Origin of the sequence: Streptomyces sp. NPDC006923, assembly GCF_040635655.1 — a bacterium.
Classification (GTDB): domain Bacteria; phylum Actinomycetota; class Actinomycetes; order Streptomycetales; family Streptomycetaceae; genus Streptomyces.
Window position 1 is genome coordinate 71,117 of the sequence record NZ_JBEYIF010000020.1, and the last position, 18,034, is coordinate 89,150.

General features: G+C 70.7%; 15 protein-coding genes. 10 read left to right on the forward strand and 5 right to left on the reverse strand.

The annotated features are described in order from the left end of the window. Window positions 1–214: 214 nt before the first annotated feature. The 3 genes from ABZ707_RS29405 to ABZ707_RS29415 all read left to right on the forward strand — a co-directional run bounded on the left by ABZ707_RS29405 (window position 215) and on the right by ABZ707_RS29415 (window position 3,400). Window positions 215–1,162: an SDR family NAD(P)-dependent oxidoreductase gene (locus ABZ707_RS29405; protein WP_360180660.1), complete on the forward strand. Its 948-nt coding sequence runs from the start codon at window positions 215–217 to the stop codon at window positions 1,160–1,162. Window positions 1,163–1,349: 187 nt separating this feature from the next. Further along, complete coding sequence (locus ABZ707_RS29410) at window positions 1,350–2,669, forward strand: MFS transporter (protein WP_360180662.1); 1,320 nt, start codon at window positions 1,350–1,352, stop codon at window positions 2,667–2,669. A 47-nt stretch (window positions 2,670–2,716) separates the two neighbouring features. Beyond that, window positions 2,717–3,400, forward strand: a complete 684-nt coding sequence (locus ABZ707_RS29415) for a TetR/AcrR family transcriptional regulator (RefSeq protein ID WP_360180664.1) — start codon at window positions 2,717–2,719, stop codon at window positions 3,398–3,400. A 97-nt stretch (window positions 3,401–3,497) separates the two neighbouring features. Here the strand turns inward: ABZ707_RS29415 and ABZ707_RS29420 are convergent, their stop codons facing one another. Next, window positions 3,498–5,090 carry a GMC family oxidoreductase N-terminal domain-containing protein gene (locus ABZ707_RS29420; RefSeq protein ID WP_360180666.1) on the reverse strand — a complete coding sequence of 531 codons (1,593 nt, stop codon included), beginning with the start codon at window positions 5,088–5,090 and terminating at the stop codon, window positions 3,498–3,500. A gap of 463 nt (window positions 5,091–5,553) precedes the next feature. Between ABZ707_RS29420 and ABZ707_RS29425 the strand changes: the two genes are divergently transcribed. Further along, window positions 5,554–6,549 (forward strand): patatin-like phospholipase family protein, encoded by a 996-nt coding sequence (locus ABZ707_RS29425; protein ID WP_360180668.1) that lies wholly within the window; start codon window positions 5,554–5,556, stop codon window positions 6,547–6,549. A 209-nt stretch (window positions 6,550–6,758) separates the two neighbouring features. Next, window positions 6,759–7,709, forward strand: coding sequence for an oxidoreductase (locus ABZ707_RS29430; protein ID WP_360180670.1), 951 nt, complete (start codon window positions 6,759–6,761; stop codon window positions 7,707–7,709). Window positions 7,710–7,930: 221 nt separating this feature from the next. Here ABZ707_RS29430 and ABZ707_RS29435 read toward each other — a convergent pair whose 3' ends face one another. Beyond that, window positions 7,931–8,896 (reverse strand): SDR family NAD(P)-dependent oxidoreductase, encoded by a 966-nt coding sequence (locus tag ABZ707_RS29435; RefSeq protein ID WP_360180672.1) that lies wholly within the window; start codon window positions 8,894–8,896, stop codon window positions 7,931–7,933. 176 nt (window positions 8,897–9,072) lie between these two features. On the opposite strand from ABZ707_RS29435, the gene ABZ707_RS29440 reads away from it, so the two are divergent. Beyond that, a complete protein-coding gene (locus tag ABZ707_RS29440) occupies window positions 9,073–9,969 on the forward strand; it encodes a helix-turn-helix transcriptional regulator (RefSeq protein ID WP_360180674.1) in 897 nt (298 codons plus the stop codon). A gap of 49 nt (window positions 9,970–10,018) precedes the next feature. On the opposite strand, the gene ABZ707_RS29445 is transcribed toward ABZ707_RS29440, so the two are convergent. After that, complete coding sequence (locus ABZ707_RS29445) at window positions 10,019–10,924, reverse strand: AraC family transcriptional regulator (RefSeq protein WP_360180676.1); 906 nt, start codon at window positions 10,922–10,924, stop codon at window positions 10,019–10,021. A gap of 193 nt (window positions 10,925–11,117) precedes the next feature. On the opposite strand from ABZ707_RS29445, the gene ABZ707_RS29450 reads away from it, so the two are divergent. From ABZ707_RS29450 to ABZ707_RS29460, 3 genes are all read left to right on the forward strand, one after another. Further along, a complete protein-coding gene (locus tag ABZ707_RS29450; protein WP_360180678.1) occupies window positions 11,118–11,435 on the forward strand; it encodes an antibiotic biosynthesis monooxygenase in 318 nt (105 codons plus the stop codon). Between the two features lie 94 nt (window positions 11,436–11,529). After that, window positions 11,530–12,498: an alpha/beta hydrolase gene (locus ABZ707_RS29455; protein ID WP_360180680.1), complete on the forward strand. Its 969-nt coding sequence runs from the start codon at window positions 11,530–11,532 to the stop codon at window positions 12,496–12,498. Between the two features lie 159 nt (window positions 12,499–12,657). Then, on the forward strand, window positions 12,658–13,416 hold the full coding sequence (locus ABZ707_RS29460; RefSeq protein ID WP_360180682.1) for an SDR family oxidoreductase: 759 nt from the start codon (window positions 12,658–12,660) through the stop codon (window positions 13,414–13,416). A 119-nt stretch (window positions 13,417–13,535) separates the two neighbouring features. Here ABZ707_RS29460 and ABZ707_RS29465 read toward each other — a convergent pair whose 3' ends face one another. After that, window positions 13,536–15,155 carry a putative glycoside hydrolase gene (locus ABZ707_RS29465; protein WP_360180684.1) on the reverse strand — a complete coding sequence of 540 codons (1,620 nt, stop codon included), beginning with the start codon at window positions 15,153–15,155 and terminating at the stop codon, window positions 13,536–13,538. Between the two features lie 201 nt (window positions 15,156–15,356). Here ABZ707_RS29465 and ABZ707_RS29470 point away from each other — a divergent pair, with 201 nt between their 5' ends. Next, window positions 15,357–16,346 carry a polysaccharide deacetylase family protein gene (locus ABZ707_RS29470; protein ID WP_360180686.1) on the forward strand — a complete coding sequence of 330 codons (990 nt, stop codon included), beginning with the start codon at window positions 15,357–15,359 and terminating at the stop codon, window positions 16,344–16,346. 228 nt (window positions 16,347–16,574) lie between these two features. Here the strand turns inward: ABZ707_RS29470 and ABZ707_RS29475 are convergent, their stop codons facing one another. Continuing rightward, window positions 16,575–18,023, reverse strand: a complete 1,449-nt coding sequence (locus ABZ707_RS29475) for an NAD(P)/FAD-dependent oxidoreductase (RefSeq protein WP_360180689.1) — start codon at window positions 18,021–18,023, stop codon at window positions 16,575–16,577. Window positions 18,024–18,034: the final 11 nt, after the last annotated feature.

The following is an 18,034-nucleotide window of genomic DNA, read 5'->3' on the forward strand; positions in this document are numbered from 1 at the left end:
GGCTCGGCCTCGTCCTCTCCCCCCGACCGTTTTGACCGCGCCCCGTCGATGGCCATCGACGGGCCGCGAGAGCTGCCCGTCCGCCGAACGCCGTCAACACCCCACCGCGGTCGGCCGGAGGGCGAACAACAACCGCGGCACCCCGTCGCCGGCTTGTCGGGATCGCTGAACAACACAAACCCATCCGTATGTGATGACGCTCCATGGAGTCGATATGACGCTCTTCACCACCCCCTTCGGTATACGCGCCACAGCCGCGGACGTTCTGGCGGGGGTCGATCTGTCCGGACAACGCATCATTGTCACGGGAGGCGCTTCAGGGCTGGGGACCGAGACGGTCCGCGCTCTCGCCGGTGCGGGTGCGCACGTCACCATCGCCACGCGTAACCCCGCAATCGCCAAGACGATCCTTGAGGAATTCCCGGACACCGAGGCCGTCGCACTCGACCTCGCGGATCTGCGCTCCGTTCGGGCGTTCTGCGACAACTGGGACGGGCCGGTGAATGCCATTGTCGCCAATGCCGGCGTGATGATGCTGCCCACTCATCAGGTGAACGCGCAGGGCTGGGAGATGCAGCTCGCCATCAACTACCTCGGGCACTTCGCCCTGGCGCTCGGGCTGCACACCGCCCTCAAGGCCGCGGAGAAACCTCGCGTGGTCGTCGTCAGCTCCGGTGCACAACGCCTGGGCGGCTTCGACTTCGACGACCCGCAGTTCGAGCGGCGCCCCTACGACCCCCTCACTGCCTACGTGCAGTCGAAGACGGCCGACGTGCTGCTCGCTGTCGGGCTCAGCCGTCGCTGGGCCGAGGACGGCATCAGCGCCAATTCCTGTGAGCCGGGATGGATCCACACCAATCTGTCGCGGCATATGGACAAGGCCACCATGCAGGCGCTGGGCTCCATGGACGACGAGGGGAACCTCATCACTCCCGACTACTTCAAGAACCCCGAGCAGGGGGCCGCCACCAGCACACTCCTTGCCGCCTCGCCGCTGCTGGACGGTGTGACCGGCCGGTACTTCGAGGACAACCACGAGGCCGAGGTCGTCGAAGGCGGCCCCGAGCTGACCATGGCAGGTGTCGCCACGTGGTCGATCGATCCAGCCGCCGCGGACCGACTGTGGGAGTACGCGCTCCCTGTTGTGCGGGATGCCGTGTAGGGGCCGGCGCTCACCGCTCGCAGACGTGGGACCGGGGGCCCGCCGGACGCCGTCGCGCGTCCCCCGCACGGCCGGCCGTTGTGTTCGCCGGCACGTGACGCTCGCGTGATCGCGGCCATTCGCGCCGTCGAGCTTCGAGCCGTGCCCATCCCGGCCCCTCCCCTACCCTCCGATTGAGGAGTCACCCATGTCCAGCCGTATCCGCCTAGGACCCAAGGCGTCCTTCGCCCTCCTCGTCTCCATAGTCCTGACACTGCTCGCGGCGTCCACCGCGCCGACCCCGCTGTACGCGGTCTACCAGCGGGAATGGGGCTTCTCCCCGATCACCACCACGGTGGTCTTCGGGGCTTATGCGCTCGCCGTGCTGGTCGCGCTGCTGGTCTTCGGCCGAGTCTCCGACCACATCGGCCGCCGCCCCATGCTCTTCGCCGCACTGGCCGGGCAGGTTGTCGCGATGGCGGTCTTCAGCACTGCGGACAGCGTGGGCGCCCTGCTCATCGCCCGGGTGATCCAGGGACTCGCCACCGGCACCGCCGTCGGTGCCATCGGAGCCGGCATGCTCGACCTCGACCGGGTACGCGGCGCGCTCGCCAACTCCTTCGCGCCCGTCCTCGGCACGTCCCTCGGCGCCCTGCTCTCCGGCCTGGTCGTGCAGTACCTGTCCTGGCCGACCCATCTGATCTACCTCGGGCTGCTGACCGCTTTTGCCCTTGAGGCCCTGGGCCTGACCCTGATGCCCGAGACGGTGACCACCAAGCCCGGCGCCCTCGCCAGCATGAAGCCCGAGATCAAGCTGCCGCGTGCCGCCCGCGGCCCGGTCGCTGTCGCGGCTCCCGTGATCTTCGCGGTCTGGGCGCTCGCCGGCTTCTACGGAGCCCTCGCCCCGGGGCTGACCGGCACCCTGGTCCACTCCCACAACGCCGTGTACGGCGGGCTGGGCCTGTCCACCCTTGCCGGAGCCGGTGCCGTCGCCGTGCTCCTGCTGCGCAAGGCAGCGGCCCGTACGGTGATGCTCATCGGCGTTCCCGCACTGGTGGCCGGAATCGTCGTCACCTTGGTCTCCATCGGCTCCGGCGCGGGCGGCGCGGCCTCGGTGACCGGGTTCTTCGTGGGCACAGCCGTCGCGGGTATCGGTTTCGGGGCCGGCTTCCTGGTCGGCATCCGGCTGGTGGTCCCCGTCGTCGAGGCGCACGAGCGCGCCGGCGTCCTGTCGCTGCTGTATGTGGTGACCTACCTCGGCATGGGTATCCCCGCGGTCATCGGAGGCGTGCTGGTCGTCCACGGCGGCGGCCTGATAGACACCGCGCGGGAGTACGGCATCGCCGTGATCGTGCTGGCGTTGCTCGCCCTCACCGGACTGCTGCTCAGCGGTCGCAGGCTCCAGCCGGCCGTCACTCCCCGGGTCGTGGTCGCCGATTCCTCCGGCCCGCACGTCCAGAACGTCGCCGAGGCCGGGGCCTCCCCGGCACCTGCGGCCTCGCCGCGCAGCGGCGGCGAGGCGACCTAAACTGAGGGCTGTCCACGTTAGTCAGACCTGTCTGATCAGATGACTGGATGCATTCCATGCCGACCAAGGCCACACGTTCCCCCCGTCCCGTCAAGCCGTCCGCCCGGGACCGGCTCCTCACCGCCGCGAGCGAGCTTTTCTACGCCGAGGGTGTGCACACCGTCGGCATCGACCGGATCATCGAGCAGGCAGGCGTCGCCAAGGCGTCCCTCTACAGCACCTTCGGCAACAAGGAAGGGCTGGTGAGTGCCTACCTCGACGGCCGCCATGCGATTGCCCGGGAACGCGTCGAACGGACCCTGGCCCGCTTCCGCACCCCCCGCGAGCGGCTGCTCGGCGTCTTCGACGAGGTGGGGGAGCAGGTCACGCGCCCCGGCTTCAACGGCTGCGCCTTTGTGGCCGCCAGCGCCGAGTCCCATTCAGGAGGAGCGGTCGAGGTCGCCGCCGACCACCACCGCGCCTGGATGCGCGGCTTCCTCGCCCAGTTGGCCGCCGAGGCGGAGGTCGCCGACCCGGAACGCCTGGCCCATCAGTTGCACATGCTGTACGACGCCGCGGTGCTCTCCGGCCGGATGGACCGCGACCCCTCGGCGGCGACCAGCGCCCGCGACGCGGCGGCCGTCCTCTACGACGCGGCCCCGAAGACCACGCCCGCCACCGCCCGGTTGGTGCCCACGGCTCCGACGGGCGGGGTCGCCCGGTCCGATGGGGCGGCGCCGGTGGAGTCGTGACCGAAACCGCCCGTGAGCCGGCTGGGGCAGCGCCGGTCCGTCGGCTGCCGTGCCCCTGGCGCGGCGGCTGCCCCGGCGGCTCCGGCAGAAGCGGTGGTCAGCGCCGGGAAGCGGCCGTGGAGTACTGATCGGCGGCGATGAGCGAGGCGCCCCGCTCGGCGATGCCGTAGACGGCCGCCATGGTGTTGGCCGCGGAGATGGACGGCATGACGGACGCGTCGGCCACCCGGAGACCGGTGGTGCCGTGTACGCGGAGGTCAGAGTCGACGACGGCCATGGCGTCCGTGCCGATCCGGCAGGTGCCGACGGCGTGCCAGTACGGGCAGTAACTGTCCCTGAGGTAGGCGCGGAGCGCGCCGTCGCCGGTGATCTCCGGACCCGGGTGGACCTCTCGTAGCCGCCACGGGTCCAGCGCGTGTGCCGCGCCGATGTCCCGAGCGATCCGCAGGTTGGTGAGCATTCTGTCGAGATCGAACGGATCGCTGAGATAACGCGGCTCGACGCGTGGGGCGGCGTCCGGTGCCGGGCCCGTGAGCCTGACCGTGCCCCGGCTTCTGGGGTTCATCACGGAGAAGGCGACTGTGTAGCCGTTCTCGGGCCCGAAGTACGGCGGGAGGGGGCGGGCGCTGCTGAACATGATGAATTGCAGGGTCGGGCGCGGCCGGCCGGCCCACGCCGGATACTCCGGGTGCTCGGGATCGGGGATGACTCCGCTCGCCTCGGCGTGGTTGTTCTCTCCTGGTGGCACCGGTCGCGCCGCTTCGTAGGAGACACCGGTGAGCGGGTGGTCGTGCAGATTCGCGCCGACGCCGGGGAGATCGACGACCGTGTCGAGCCCGACCTCCCGGAGATGGGACGCGGGGCCGATCCCGGAGCGCAGCAGCAGTTGGGCGCTGCCGACGGTGCCCGCGGTGAGGACGACTTCCGCCGTGCACCGCGCGGTGCGGACGGCCGCGCCGCCTCGGCTCTGGGCGCCCCGCTCGCCGTACGCGACTCCGGTGCACCGGCCGTTTTCGGTGAGCACCCGGTGCACCTGGGCATCGGTCACGATGGTCAGGTTGTCCCGGCTCCGGACCTCGGGCGTCAGATACGCCCCGGCGGCGGTGACGCGGCGGCCTCGCGCGATGGCCAAGTCGTGCAGGCCGAGCCCCTCTTCGAGACCGCTGCTGGGATCGACGGCCCGGGGCAGACCGGTTTCCCACGCCGCGTCGAGCAGTGCCGCGGTGACGGGGTTGTGGTCGGCGGCGGCCCGTACGGTGACGGGGCCGTCGGTCCCCCGGGCGCCCGCGTCCCGTCCGATGGCGTTCTCGGAGCGCTTGAAGAAGGGCAGAAGGCCCTCGAATCCCCACCCCTGAGCGCCTTCGTCGGGCCAGACGTCATAACCGCTGCGGTGCCCACGCACAAACACCATGCCATTGATGTCGGTCGAGCCGCCGAGCCCGCTTCCCCGCGACAGCATGGTGGGGCGCTTGGTCATCTCGTCGAACACCAGGTCGCCGCAGTCGCCGGGGCCCCCGATCAGGTCGGTCCAGGCGCGGGGGACGGTCGCCTCTTCCGGTATGTCCCCGGGTCCCGCCTCGACCAGCAGAACGCGTGCCGCGGGATCTTCCGAGAGCCGTGCGGCCAGTACACACCCGGCTGTTCCGCCGCCGACGACGATGTACTCGTATTCGCGCTCCGCCTGTCGCACCACTGAACCCTCCGGTTTCCGCGGCTCCCGCACCGCTCCCCGAGGCTTGAACGGACATTCCAGCCCACGAGCTGTCCCGTAAGCCCTGGCGGGCTCGCGGCGACGGCATGCCGCCGCGGTGTCGGAACGCCCCCGTACGCCCAGTATGAGGACGCCCCGCCGCCTTCGCCTTGCGACCCACCACATCGGCACGGGGCGCGCCGTCCCGCCGGACGCGGTCGCTTCCGCTCAGCGTATTCAGCTAACCGGATGGTTGGCAACAGGTCGATCGACCGCTCCCGGCTTGGCATTCTGCGGGACTCGGGCATGCGACTAACCGTCTAGTTGACATACGGAGGGCCTCTCGCTTCAATTCAACTATCCGGTTGGTCGACAGGACCGACCGGGTGCGGCCCGATGGGCGGTGCGTGCCATGACGTGGTCATGGCCGTGCGTTCCACCAGCGAAGAATGGGAAGAAGCAGATGCCTACGAAGACCGCCCGGCGCCCCCTGGGACGCATCCTCGGCACGACCGCGGCGCTGGCCACCGCAACGCTGGTCGTCACCGCGTGCTCGTCCCCCGCCGCCACCACATCCGCGGCATCCGGCGCCGCGCCGACGCCGGAGCGGCCCCGCGTCGGGGTCATCCTGGGAGGCGGCGGGGAGAGCGGGGTCGCATGGGAAACCGCCGTGCTCGCCGCGCTGAAGGACAAGGCGCGGCTGACCCGCGACAACGTCGATGTCGTCGTCGGCACCTCCGCCGGCGCGATCGCCGGGGCCTACTTCAGCGCGGTGGACGACCTCGACCAGGTCGTCGAAGCCCAGCGGGCCGGGAAGGGCGTCTCCGCACCGGTGCCGGCCGGCAAGGGCGACCCCATACCCAAGGACGTCATGGCCGCCCTCGGTTCCACCCAGGGAACCATCGAGGAACGGGGCAGGAGGATCGGAGCAATGGCGATGAAGGCCAAGACCCCCATCTCCAGCCAGGACCTGGTCACCTACGTCGGTTCGGCGCTTCCCGCCAAGGACTGGCCCGCACTCGACTTCAGGGCCACATCCGTCAATGCCGAGACCGGCAGGACCGTGCTGTGGAAGAAGAGCGACGGCGTCCCTCTCGGCGCGGCGGTCGCCTCTTCCGCCGCGGTTCCCGGCTTCCTGCCCGCCATCGAGATCGACGGGCAGCACTACACGGACGCGCCGCGTGCCACCTTCTCCGCCGAGCTGGTCAAGGAGAAGAAGCTCGACGCCATCGTCTACATCGGCATGCCCACGCCCAGCCTGTCGAACACGGTTGAGGAGGAAGCCCTCGCCGCGCTCGAAGACAACGGTCTGAAGGTTGTCCGGATCACCGGTGGCGAGGGCACCGACAAGCTCATCCGTGACGCCCTGAACCCGAAGATCAAGCCGCTGGCGGTCACCTTGGGACTGCGGGACGGCGCCGACGCGGCCAAGAACGTCGCGGCACTGCTGGACAACTGACGGTGTTCCGCCGGGGTCGGCCCGGTCGCGGCCGGCCCCGGCGGGAGCCGCGTACGGACACGGCACCCCACCTCCTCCGCACCCGGCCCGATCCATGCCGCGCCCGGCGCGGAGCGGACCCGTCGCTCCCCCTGACGGCCGGGAGGCGGTCGGGGCACAGCGGGCCCCGGCCCCGCCCTCACACAAACACAGACGTGAAAGGACGCACCATGAATTCCACCTCCCGCGCCTCCGCCACCCCCTGGACACCGGACGCGATTGCCGACCAGCGGGGCCGGACCGCCCTGATCACGGGCGGCAACAGTGGCATCGGCCTGGAGACCGCCCGCGTACTGGCCCGTCACGGCGCGCGCGTGATCCTCGCCGGACGCAGCCGGCACAAGCTTGACGAGGCCGCCGACGGGCTTCGCGGTGCGCAGCCCGACGCGGAGGTCGCGACGGCGGTCATCGATCTCGGCGACCTCGCCTCACTCCGGCGGGCAACCATGGCCCTGGCCGAGACGGAGACCATCGACCTGCTGTTCAACAACGCGGGCGTGATGAACATCCCCGAGCGCCGCACCACCAGCGACGGCTTCGAGCTCACCTTCGGCACCAACCACCTCGGGCACTTCGCCCTCACCGCGGGGCTGATGCCGGCCCTGCGCCGGTCACCGGCCGCACGGATCGTCACGGTCAGCGCGATCGCCGCGACCTGGCGCATGGGCCGCCTGGAGGACCTGATGAGCGACCGCCGCTACGGAGCGATGAGCGCCTACGCCAAGTCCAAGCGCGCCAATGTCGTCTTCACCCAGGAACTCGCCCGCCGCCTGGACGGCACCGGTGTCGAGGCCCTCGTGGTCCACCCCGGCTCCGCCATGACCAACCTCCAGCGCCACAGCCAAGGTGCCCTGTCGAAGCTGGTCGTCGCCCTCACCTCGCGCACCGTGATGGGCTCGGCGGAAGGCGCGGCCTGGCCCTCGCTGTACGCCGCCACCAGCCCCGACGCCCACAGCGGCCAGTTCATCGCGCCGGCCGGCCGTGATCAGACCGCCGGCACCCCCAAGGCCGTCCCGCTCCCGCACGGAGCCGACGATCCTGCCGAGGGCGCCTTCCTGTGGAGCGAGAGCGAACGCCTCACCGGCATCCGCTTTCTCTCCGACCCCTCGGTGCCCCGCTGACCGTCCCCTACGGAGAGGGCCTCGGGGTAGTGGGCCTCGGGGAGAGGGCCTCGGCAGGACCTGCCCGGGATTCCGGCGCGCCTCGCGCCTACGGATCCCGGGCAGGTCCTGTCCTGTCACGGCACGTCTGTCCGCTGCCGACGGCGTGGCGGGTTGCCGCCCGTGGTGCGCCCTCAGGTCCGGGACCGGTCGCGCTCGCCGGCAGGCGGGTCCGGTGCCGGTCAGTGAGCGCGGCGGGCGGCGGCGAGCATGTCGAGGGAGACCTGCCACAGGCGCGCCGCCTTCTGCCCGTCCAGGGCGTGGGCGGCCACGCCGCGGCGGACGCCCGGCTGGTGCGGGCCGGCCTCGTCGCAGTCCTCGAAGTACCGGCCGGTGACACCCTCGACCAGCGGCGAGGCCGCGAGCAGTACGGAGGTGGCGGCACCCTGCTCGGTGTTCTTCACCGACACACCGTCGCTCCGTCCGGGCTCGAAGGAGGCAGGGGCGTTGAGGGCCGAACCGATGTGCCGGGAGAGTTTGGTGTCGGCGATCCGGCCGGGGTTGAGTGCGTTGACGCTGATGCCGTCGGCCGCCCAGCGCCTGGCGGCCTCGACCGCGAACAGGATGTTGGCGGTCTTGGACTGGCTGTAGGCGGCCCACGCGTCATACGGCTGGTGCTCGAAGTTGATGTCGTCGAAGAGGACCTCGCCGTTGATGTGGCCGACCGAACTGACCACGGCGACCCGGGCGTCCCCGGCCGCCTTGAGGGCCTCGTGCAAGCCCGTGGTGAGGGCGAAGTGGCCGAGGTGGTTGGTGGCGAACTGCAGCTCCCACCCCTCGGCGGTGCGTGTCTCGGGCGAGGCCATGACGCCGGCGTTGTCGACCAGGATGTGCAGCGGACCCTGCCACGCGGCCACGAACGCGGCGACCGACTCCTGGTCGGACAGATCGAGCGGCGCGACCAGGACCCGGCCATTGCCCGTGGTGCTGGTGATGTCGGTGGCGGTCCTCGCGCCTGCCGCCGTGTCGCGGACGGCCAGAGTGACCTCGGCGCCCGCGGCGGCCAGAGCCCGCGCGGTCTCCACGCCGATACCCGAGGAGCCCCCGGTGACCACCGCGCGGCGGCCGGCCAGGTCGACGCCCGCGACGACCTCCGCGGCGGTGGTTTGTGCGCCGAACGGAGTGGTGACGCGTCCGTGATCGGTCATGGGATCGGCCTCTCTGTACGTCCCGCCGCCCCCGGCGGGAGGGGATCTGCTCTTCTGTTCCAGACAAGCAGCCGAAGCGGCTGGTCAGAGCGTCGGAAGAGGCATGGCCCAGCCGGGGGTCCGGCAGTACCCCTTTACGGTCGAAACCGGCGCGGTGGGCGCCGTACCGTGAAGACATGGATGACCACCGGCCCACGCCAAGCAGCCGGAGCACCGAGCTCGGCGAGTTCCTGCGTACCCGCCGCGCCAAGATCACCCCCGAGCAGGCCGGCCTCACTCCCACGCCGACGGTCCGCCGGGTGCCGGGCCTGCGCCGGGAGGAGGTCGCCCAGCTCGCCGGTGTCAGCGTCGACTACTACGTACGACTGGAACGCAGCCGCAACGTCAACGCCTCCGAGGCCGTGCTCGACGCCATCGCCCGCGCGCTGCGGCTGACCGGGGACGAGCGCAGCCATCTGTTCGCTGTGGCCAGGCCCGCGCGGACCCGGCCCCGCCCGCTGGCGCCCCAGCGGGTCCGCCCCGGGCTGTACCGGATCCTGGAGACACTGAGTGAGGTCCCGGCGCTGGTCGTCGGGCGCCGTACCGACGTCCTCGCCACCAATGCGCTGGCCCGCGCCCTCTACACCGACTTCGACGCCCTGCCCCACCGTGAGCGGAACATGGCCCGCTTCATCTTCCTCGACGAGGGCGCCCGCACCCTCTACCAGGACTGGGAAGGCATCGCCCGCACCAGTGTCGCCACCCTGCACCTCTACGCCGGACAGCATCCGCACGATCCCCAGCTCGCCGAACTCATCGGCGAACTCTCGCTGCGCGATCCCGACTTCCGTACCTGGTGGGCCGATCACGACATCCAGCGCCGCACCTACGGCTCCAAGCACTTCCACCACCCGCTGGTCGGCGACCTCAGCCTCGACTACGAAGCCCTCGCCGTCACCGGCGACCACGACCAGGTCCTCGGCATCTACACGGCCGAACCCGGCACCCCCTCCGAGCAGGCCCTGAGCCTGCTCGCCGCATGGACCGGCGAGCCGGCCGCACCGCATCGCCCCCACCCGTCCGCACAGGACTGAGCGGCCGCCAGGGCGCCGGGCTCACACAGAGGCGTCACCCGTCGCCACCTCAGGGAAGGACACCCGCGGTGGCGGGCACGGCATGACGCAGCCCAGCGGCGTCCTGGCTGGGGGGTGCGCCGAACTGGCGGCGGTATTCCCGGCTGAACTGAGACGCGCTGTCGTAGCCGACCCGGTGACCGACCCCGGTGACATCGTTGGGACGGGTGGCGAGCAGCAGCCGGGCCTGCTGGAGCCGGATCTGCTTCTGGAACTGGATGGGGCTCATCGCGGTCACCGCCTGGAAGTTGCGGTAGAAGGCCGAGACACTCATGCCGGAGAGCTGCGCCACATCCTCGACCTTGAACGGCTGCGCGTAGTGGTCGCGAATCCACCGCACCGCGCGCGCGATGTGGCTGAGGCTGCTGTCGGCAAGGCCGAGCTGGCGCACGATGTGGCCCTGTTCGCCGGTGATCAGCCGCCACAGGATCTCGCGTTTGACCAGCGGCGCCAGCACCGTACGGTCGCGGGGCTCGTCGAGCAGCCGCAGCAGCCGGACCACGGCGTCAAGCAGATCGTCCGGTGCGTCGCTGACGGCGATGCCCGGCACCGCGCTGCCGCCGGCGCGCGGAGCGTCTCCCGGCCCGGCCTGGAGCAGCAGCTCGGCGACGGCGGACGGTTCCAGCGTGAGTCCGAACCCGATCGCCGGGTATTCCGGGCTGGCCTCGGTGAACTGACCGGTGACCGGCAGGTCGACCGAGGCGACGAGATACTGCCCGGCGTGGTATTCGAAAACCCGGTTGCCCAGCGCGAGGCGTTTGGCGCCCTGGGCGATGACCGCCAGCACCGTGCCGGACATCGACGGCGCCGGCGGATCGGGCCGCTCGACCTTTGAGATGAGCACGCCGTCGATGGCGGTGGTCCAGTCGGGCCGCGCGTGCCGGGTCAGCAGGGTGCGGAGCTCGTCGAGGTACATGCCTCAATTGCAGCACACCGCCGGTCCTTCACTCCCGTACCGAAGAGGATCGTGCAAGTCCCCGCGAGCATCGTTCTATCGTTTCCGCAGGTCAAGCGGGTTGAATGGAATCACTGGAACCCGGGGCGGACCCCAAGAACTCCCGCCCCTGGACCACATACGCACATTCCGCCGACCACAGGAGAAGGTAGCCGTGAACGCCGCCTATGGATTCAACGCCACATTGACCGCCAAGCCCGGACTGGGTGATCAGCTCGTCGATCTGCTGCTGACCGGCCTGGACGAGGGCAGCCCCGGCGCGAGCGAATACTGCGTCGTCTATCTCGTCTCCCGTTCGGCGTCCAGCCCCGACGTGGTCCACATCACCGAGGGCTGGACCAGCGAGGAGGACCACCACCGGATCTTCGCCGGTGAAGCCGCCCAGAGCATCGTGTCGCGGATCGACGGGATGCTGGCCAAGGAGTCCGAGTACACCGACTACGTACCGGTCCGCGGCAAGGCCGCCTTCTGAGTCCCGGAGCCCGGCCGGCCGCTTCTCCCGCGCCGCTCAATCCCGCCTGACGGCCCCGCAGCCGTCCTCTCCCCGCACACGAAAGGTGACCACCATGACCCTGGCACGACCCGAACTGGACCCCGAACTGCGCGCGCTGCTCGCCGAGATGCCGCTCATGGCCGAACTCAACCCCGACGTGCTCGCACAGCTCCGCCTGCTCCCGCCGACGCCGGTGGAGCCCCTCCTCGAAGGACGCCGGGTCGACCGGCGCGAGGTCACCGTGTCCGGCGCGGACAGTACGCCGATCCCGCTGTCGGTCCTCAGCCCCGCCGGGACCGGGCGCTCCACGCCGGCGCCCTGCGTCTACTGGATGCACGGCGGCGGGATGGTCATGGGGGATCGTTTCTCGCAGATCGACATCCCGCTGGAATGGCTCGACCTGTTCGGCGCCGTCGTCGTCTCCGTGGACTACCGGCTGGCGCCGGAGGCCACCGGTACGACCCTGGTCGAGGACTGCTACCAAGGTCTGCTCTGGATCTCCGAGCACGCCGATGAGCTGGGTGTGGACCCCGCTCGCATCATCGTCGCGGGCGTCAGCGCCGGGGGCGGCCTCGCTGCCGGAGTCGCCCTGATGGCGCGCGATCGCGGCACCCCGGCGGTCGCGGCCCAGATGCTGATCTGCCCCATGCTCGACCACCGCAACATCACCGTGTCCAGCCGGCAGTACTCCGGCACGCCCGGCGTGTGGACCCGCGAGATGAACGAGTTCGGATGGCGGTCCGTGCTCGGTGACCTCACGGACGAGCAGGTGCCCGGCCATGTCTCGCCCGCCGTGGCCGACAGCCTCGCGGGCCTGCCGACCACCTATGTCGACGCAGGTTCGGCCGAGGTCTTCCGCGACGAGGACATCGCCTATGCCACCCGTATCTGGGAGGCCGGCGGCCAGGCGGAACTCCACGTCTGGGCGGGCGGGTTCCACGGATTCGACGCGCTCTTCCCGCAGGCCCGGCTCTCGGCCGAGGCGCGCCGGACGCGCAACGACTGGCTCGCCCGGGTCCTGGCCCCGGCTACCGGCGTATAGCGCTGCCCCGCCGGATGCCGGAGACCGGCTCATCAGGTCCTGTCCGGCCTCCCGGGCGTCCCGGCTGCACAACAACTCCCGGGCCACACACAGCAATTCCCATGTGCCCACCGTCCTGCCGGTGCCCCGGCAGAGGCTTCACCACACAGGAGGAACAGCATGAAGGTCGCTCTTGTCACCGGCGCCAGCTCCGGTATCGGGCGGAGCGCGGCGATGCAGATCGCCAAGCGCGGCGCCGGAGTGATTCTGACCTACGGCAACAACGCGCGAGGAGGGCTGGAGACCGCGGCCGCGATCGAGAAGGAGGGCGGCACGGCCGTCGCACTGAAGCTGGACGTCGGTGAGACGAGCACCTTCCCCGCCTTCCACGAGACCGTGGCCGGCGTGCTGCGCGACACCTGGGGCCGCGCCACATTCGACTACCTGGTCAACAACGCCGGTTTCGCGCATATGGCGTTGCTGGAGGACACGGCCGAGGAGACGTTCGACAGGCTGATGCGCGTCCTGCTGAAGGGCCCGTACTTCCTGACCCAACGCCTGCTGCCGCTGCTGGAGGACGGCGGCGCCGTCGTCAACACGAGCAGCAACTCGGCGATGGCCTCCGGTCTGGAGCCCGGCTATTCGGCCTACGCGTCGATGAAGGGCGGCCTGAATGTGCTGACCCAGTACATGGCGAAGGAGTTCAGCGGGCGGGGCATCCGCGTCAACGCCGTGTCGCCCGGTTCGACACGGACCCGGATCGGCGACGACGCCTTCGACCGGTTTCCCGAGGTCATCCCGGCCCTCGCGGCGAAGACCGCCCTCGGCCGGGTCGGTGAACCCGACGACATCGGCGCGATGATCGCCACTCTGCTCTCCGCCGAGAGCGGCTGGGTCACCGCCCAGAACATCGAGGTGTCGGGCGGCTACAACTTGTAGCCCGGGACTCGCCGGTGAAACCCGGGGCGCCCACCGGCCGGAGAGGCGGCCTCGCGACCTGCCGCGAGCCCGCCTCCCTTACGGCTGGGCCAGGACTCGGCCCGGCGCACCCCGCCGTGTCAGCGGCTGGCGATCTGCTGGAGCGCCGCACCCTGGTAGCGGGCACCGGCGTTCCAGAGGATGAAGGAGTCCATCTTGTTGGCCGCTGCGGCCTTGATCTGTTCGGCCACCTGGGTCGGCCCGTAGGTGCTGCCCATCGAGAAGTCCTGGAGCCACGGGACGATCGCGGTCTGGGTCCCCTTGGCCTGGCGGGCGAAGTCGGCGAGCGAGCGCTGCACGATCGCGTAGGGGGCGGTGTCGGGGTTGGCCACGCCGTACTCCCCCGGGCCCCAGTGGGACGGATAGACCATCGGCGCGATGTAGTCACTGACCTTGACCAGCGCCGCGATGTCCTGGGCGATCTCGGTGGGCCGGGTGGCGGCTATGCCGAAGACCGAGACGCCGAGGTACTTGGCGTGCGGGCGCATCGCGGTCCGGGTGTCGGCGACGAAGGAGGTGATGGACTGCTCCGGTGTGGCGGTCCCGATGCCAGGGAAGCGCATCTTCGACAGCGGTCCGTCGGGGCGGCGCACGTAGTCGTAGAGGATGTCGTCGAAGCCGAGCTTGGACGCTTCGACGGCGAGGTCCTGGTTGTACTTGCGGACCGTGACATCGGCGAAGTTCGTGAAGGCCAGGGCTCCGTAGTGGCCGCCGGCGCCGTAGGGCTGGCCCTCGGGCGTCAGCACGACCTGGTTGTGCTTGCCGGCCTTCCAGGCGGCCGTGGCGAGCTTGGGGTCGCGGAAGGCGACGATACGGCCGATGACCTGGGCGCCGGCCGCGTGGATCTCGGCGATCGCCTTGCGGGCGTCGTAGTAGCCCTTGGCCGCGCCGATCTGACGGGCCAGCGGCACCTGGGAGGCGTATCCGACCTCGCCGTCCTCGTCCTTGACGTCCAGTTGCACGGCGTTGAGCTTGCCGCTGCGGACCAGGGCGAGGATGTTGCCCCGCAGGGTGTCGTTGCCCCAGCCGATGGCGGTGATGTGCGCGGCACGGATCATGGGGCGGCGGCCCCGGGCGGACACGGCCTTGGTGGTGGTGTTTCCGGCCCGGTCCACCGCGGTGAACTGCACGACGGGGGTGCCCTTGGGTACCGTGATCTTGAAGGCGCCGGCCTTGTCGACGGGCACCTCCTTGCCGTCGACGGTCACCTTGGCATCGGTGGCGGCCTTGCCGGTGATGGTCACGGGGCCGGTGACGTTCTTGACGTCGGGGTCGGCCACCTTCAGATCGGGAGCGGTGGTGTCCACCGTGAAGTCCACGGTCTCCCGGTACGAGGCGAAGGGGAGGCTGCTCGCGCCCTCGACCACCAAGGTGTGACGGCCCTCGGCCAGAGGCGGGAGGGCGAGCTTCAGACGGGCGCCCTCGGGCTTGACGGCGACCACCGCTCCGTCGAGGGTGGCGCGCACCTTCTCCTGGGCGCCGGCTCCCTTGGCGTCGAGGTAGGCGCTGACCCGTGCGGCCCTTCGCCCGTCGAGGACGGCACCGTCGTTGAGACCCTGCACGCCCGGTCCGGATACGAGGAAGGTCCATCCCACTCCGCCCACTGCGAGCACGACGGCCGTCGCTATGAGGGCGCGCCGGCGAGCCGGCCGGCGGTGGCGGTAGGAGTAGTCGGAGTGCGGTATGTGCTTCTTAGCCATCGTGACGCCCTTCGTGCTGTGGCGGGGTGGTCTCTCCATTGATTGCCGTACGGCGTGTCGGTCCTCCTGTTCTGACCGGATTTCACACGAACAGCCGTGTTCGGCCCCGGCGTGGTGACTGGGCCATCCAGGGGACGGTGCGGTACGGGGGCACCCGCGGCCGGTAGGGATGGCGCGACACGTTCGCCTTGGAGGTCCTTCATGCGCCACCCACTCGTCCCGCTCTGCGCCCTGGCAGGCGCCGCCCTGCTCGCCTCGGGCTGCTCCTCGGGATCGTCACCGGTCACCTCACCGGCGGCGTCCAGCCCCGTCGCTCTGAAAAACCCGGCGGAGGTCGGCGCCGACGAGCTCGGCCAGGTGCCGGTGCTGATGTACCACCAGCTCACCGAGAAACCGGCCAGCGTCTACGACCGCACCCCGGCCGATTTCCGGGCCGAGCTGGAACGCCTCGCCCGGGAGAAGTACGTGCCGGTCACCGCCCGGGACTTCCAGACGGGCCACATCGACATCCCGGCCGGAACACACCCGGTGGTCCTCACGTTCGACGACTCGACCAACAGCCAGATGCGCCTGGGCCCGGACGGCAATCCGGCACCGGACACGGCCGTCGCGATCCTGGCGGAGACGGCGAAGAAGTACCCGGCGTTCAAGCCGGTGGCGACCTTCTTCGTCAACGCGGACGCCTTCTCGGCCACCGGTTCCGCCAGAGCGCTGACCTGGCTGAAGGCGCACGGGCACGAGGTCGGCAACCACACCGACCGCCACCAGAACCTGCGCTCCCTGGACCAGGCGGGCGCCTCGGGAGCCATCGCCGCCGGACAGCAGGCGATCGAGAAGGCGGCGCCGGGGACCCGGGTCACCTCCCTCGCCCTGCCCTTCGGAGCCATGCCTCAGCCGGCCGAGGTCGCCGCGCGGGGCACGGGCTACCGCTACGACGGGGTGTACCTCGTGGGGGCCAACCCCTCGGTCTCGCCGTTCGCCAACGCCTTCACACCGAACGCGATCCCGCGGATCCGCTCGGCGGGGCCCAAGGACCCGGACGCCGAGTTCGGTTCGTCGCGCTGGCTGGACAAGATCGCCGCTGCCAAGAACTGGTACGTCTCGGACGGGAATCCGAAGAAGGTCTCCTTCCCACGCGCCTCGCAGGACCAGATGGCACCGGCCTTCGCGTCGCGGGCCCAGCCGTACTAGGGCTTGTTTCGATCGTGCCGGAGGCCCCAGGCCATTGGCAGACCGTGTGGCACCCGGCCCGGTGGAGGCTCCGAACCGCCTCGGAGGCTCCGCCGGGCGGTCACCGTTCAACGGCGTCACAACGGCCACGCCGATCTGCTCCGCGAGCGGATCGACGGAGTCACCGGCGCACAGCCGCGTCCTCCGGGCGCGTTCAGTCACCGTGGCGACGGCATCGCCCGGCCCGCTTCAGCCTCGGTATGCCTTCAGCAGATACATCCACACTTCGCTGATGGTGGGAAAACACGACACGGCGTGCCAGAGCCGGGAAATGGGCACCTCACCCGCGACCGCGACGGTCGCCGAGTGAAGCAGTTCGCTGACACCGGGGCCGACGAAGGTCACACCGAGCAGCACTTCACGGTCGAGGTCGACGACCATGCGCGCCCGGCCCCGGTAGCCGTCGGCGTAGAGGTTGGCCCCGGGGACGGAGGCGAAGTCGACATCGACCGCGCGTACCCGGTATCCCGCGTGGGTCGCCTCCTCGGTGGACAGGCCGACCGCGGCCGCCTCCGGGTCGGTGAAGAAGATCTGCGGGACGGCATGCTGGTCGGCGGTGGTGGCGTGGGCGCCCCAGGGTGTGGTGTCCAGTGGCTGTCCGGCCGCGCGGGCGCCGATGGCGTCACCGGCGATCCGGGCCTGGTACTTGCCCTGATGGGTGAGAAGGGCATGGTGGTTGATGTCACCGAGCGCGTACAGCCACTGCCCGTCCACGTCCCGGACGGCACCTGTCTCGTCGACGTCCAGCCACGACCCGGGCGTCAGGCCCAGGGTCTCCAGACCGATGTCCGCGGTGCGTGGAGAGCGGCCGGTCGCGAAGAGGATGTCGTCGACCTCCAGCCGTGTGCCGTCGTCCAGTACGACAATGAGCGGCCCTGCGGGGTCGGGACGGTGAAGCGCGTCGACGGACACCCCGAGACGTACGTCCACACCGGCGTCCTCCAGCCCCGCTGCGACCAGTTCACCGGCGAAGGGCTCCATCCTCGGCAGCAGCGCCCGGCGGGCCAGCAGCGTGACCGAGGAGCCCAGGCCCTGCCAGGCCGTGGCCATCTCGACGCCGACTCCTCCCCCGCCGACAACGGCGAGCCGTCCCGGCACCGAGCTGGAATCGGTCGCCGTGCGGTTGGTCCACACCCGGGCCTCGGCGATACCCGGAACATCGGGCACCACCGCGTCGCTGCCGGTGCACAGGGCGACCGCGTGCCGTGCCACGAGCACCCTCTCCCCACCGCCCGCGGTGCTGACGACCACGCGGCGGGGGCCGTCCAGCCTGGCCTCGCCCCGCAGCAGATCGGCGCCGGTGCCTCTCACCCCGTCGGCCTGGCCGGTGTCGTCCCAGTCGGTCACGTACCGGTTCCGCCGGGCGAACACACCGGCCGTATTGATGGGCCCGGTGACCGCGTCGCGCGCCCCGTCGACTCTCCGGGCGTCAGCCACCGCGATCACCGGACGCAACAGCGCCTTGCTGGGTACGCACGCCCAGTACGAGCACTCGCCACCGACCAGTTCACGCTCCGCCACCGCGACGCTCAACCCCGCGGCGCGGGCACGCTCCGCGACATTCTGTCCGACCGGACCGGCGCCGATCACCACGACGTCATACGTTCGCTCTGCCGCGTCCTTGGCTGAATCGCTCATCCAGCCATCGC

Excerpts from the sequence above, each read along its gene's own strand:
- ABZ707_RS29465 (WP_360180684.1), bottom strand. The coding sequence starts at position 15,155 with ATGGCTAAGAAGCACATACCGCACTCCGACTACTCCTACCGCCACCGC.
- ABZ707_RS29410 (WP_360180662.1), top strand. The coding sequence starts at position 1,350 with ATGTCCAGCCGTATCCGCCTAGGACCCAAGGCGTCCTTCGCCCTCCTC.
- ABZ707_RS29415 (WP_360180664.1), top strand. The coding sequence starts at position 2,717 with ATGCATTCCATGCCGACCAAGGCCACACGTTCCCCCCGTCCCGTCAAG.
- ABZ707_RS29440 (WP_360180674.1), top strand. The coding sequence starts at position 9,073 with ATGGATGACCACCGGCCCACGCCAAGCAGCCGGAGCACCGAGCTCGGC.
- ABZ707_RS29430 (WP_360180670.1), top strand. The coding sequence starts at position 6,759 with ATGAATTCCACCTCCCGCGCCTCCGCCACCCCCTGGACACCGGACGCG.
- ABZ707_RS29425 (WP_360180668.1), top strand. The coding sequence starts at position 5,554 with ATGCCTACGAAGACCGCCCGGCGCCCCCTGGGACGCATCCTCGGCACG.
- ABZ707_RS29435 (WP_360180672.1), bottom strand. The coding sequence starts at position 8,896 with ATGACCGATCACGGACGCGTCACCACTCCGTTCGGCGCACAAACCACC.
- ABZ707_RS29445 (WP_360180676.1), bottom strand. The coding sequence starts at position 10,924 with ATGTACCTCGACGAGCTCCGCACCCTGCTGACCCGGCACGCGCGGCCC.
- ABZ707_RS29455 (WP_360180680.1), top strand. The coding sequence starts at position 11,530 with ATGACCCTGGCACGACCCGAACTGGACCCCGAACTGCGCGCGCTGCTC.
- ABZ707_RS29405 (WP_360180660.1), top strand. The coding sequence starts at position 215 with ATGACGCTCTTCACCACCCCCTTCGGTATACGCGCCACAGCCGCGGAC.
- ABZ707_RS29475 (WP_360180689.1), bottom strand. The coding sequence starts at position 18,023 with ATGAGCGATTCAGCCAAGGACGCGGCAGAGCGAACGTATGACGTCGTG.
- ABZ707_RS29470 (WP_360180686.1), top strand. The coding sequence starts at position 15,357 with ATGCGCCACCCACTCGTCCCGCTCTGCGCCCTGGCAGGCGCCGCCCTG.
- ABZ707_RS29460 (WP_360180682.1), top strand. The coding sequence starts at position 12,658 with ATGAAGGTCGCTCTTGTCACCGGCGCCAGCTCCGGTATCGGGCGGAGC.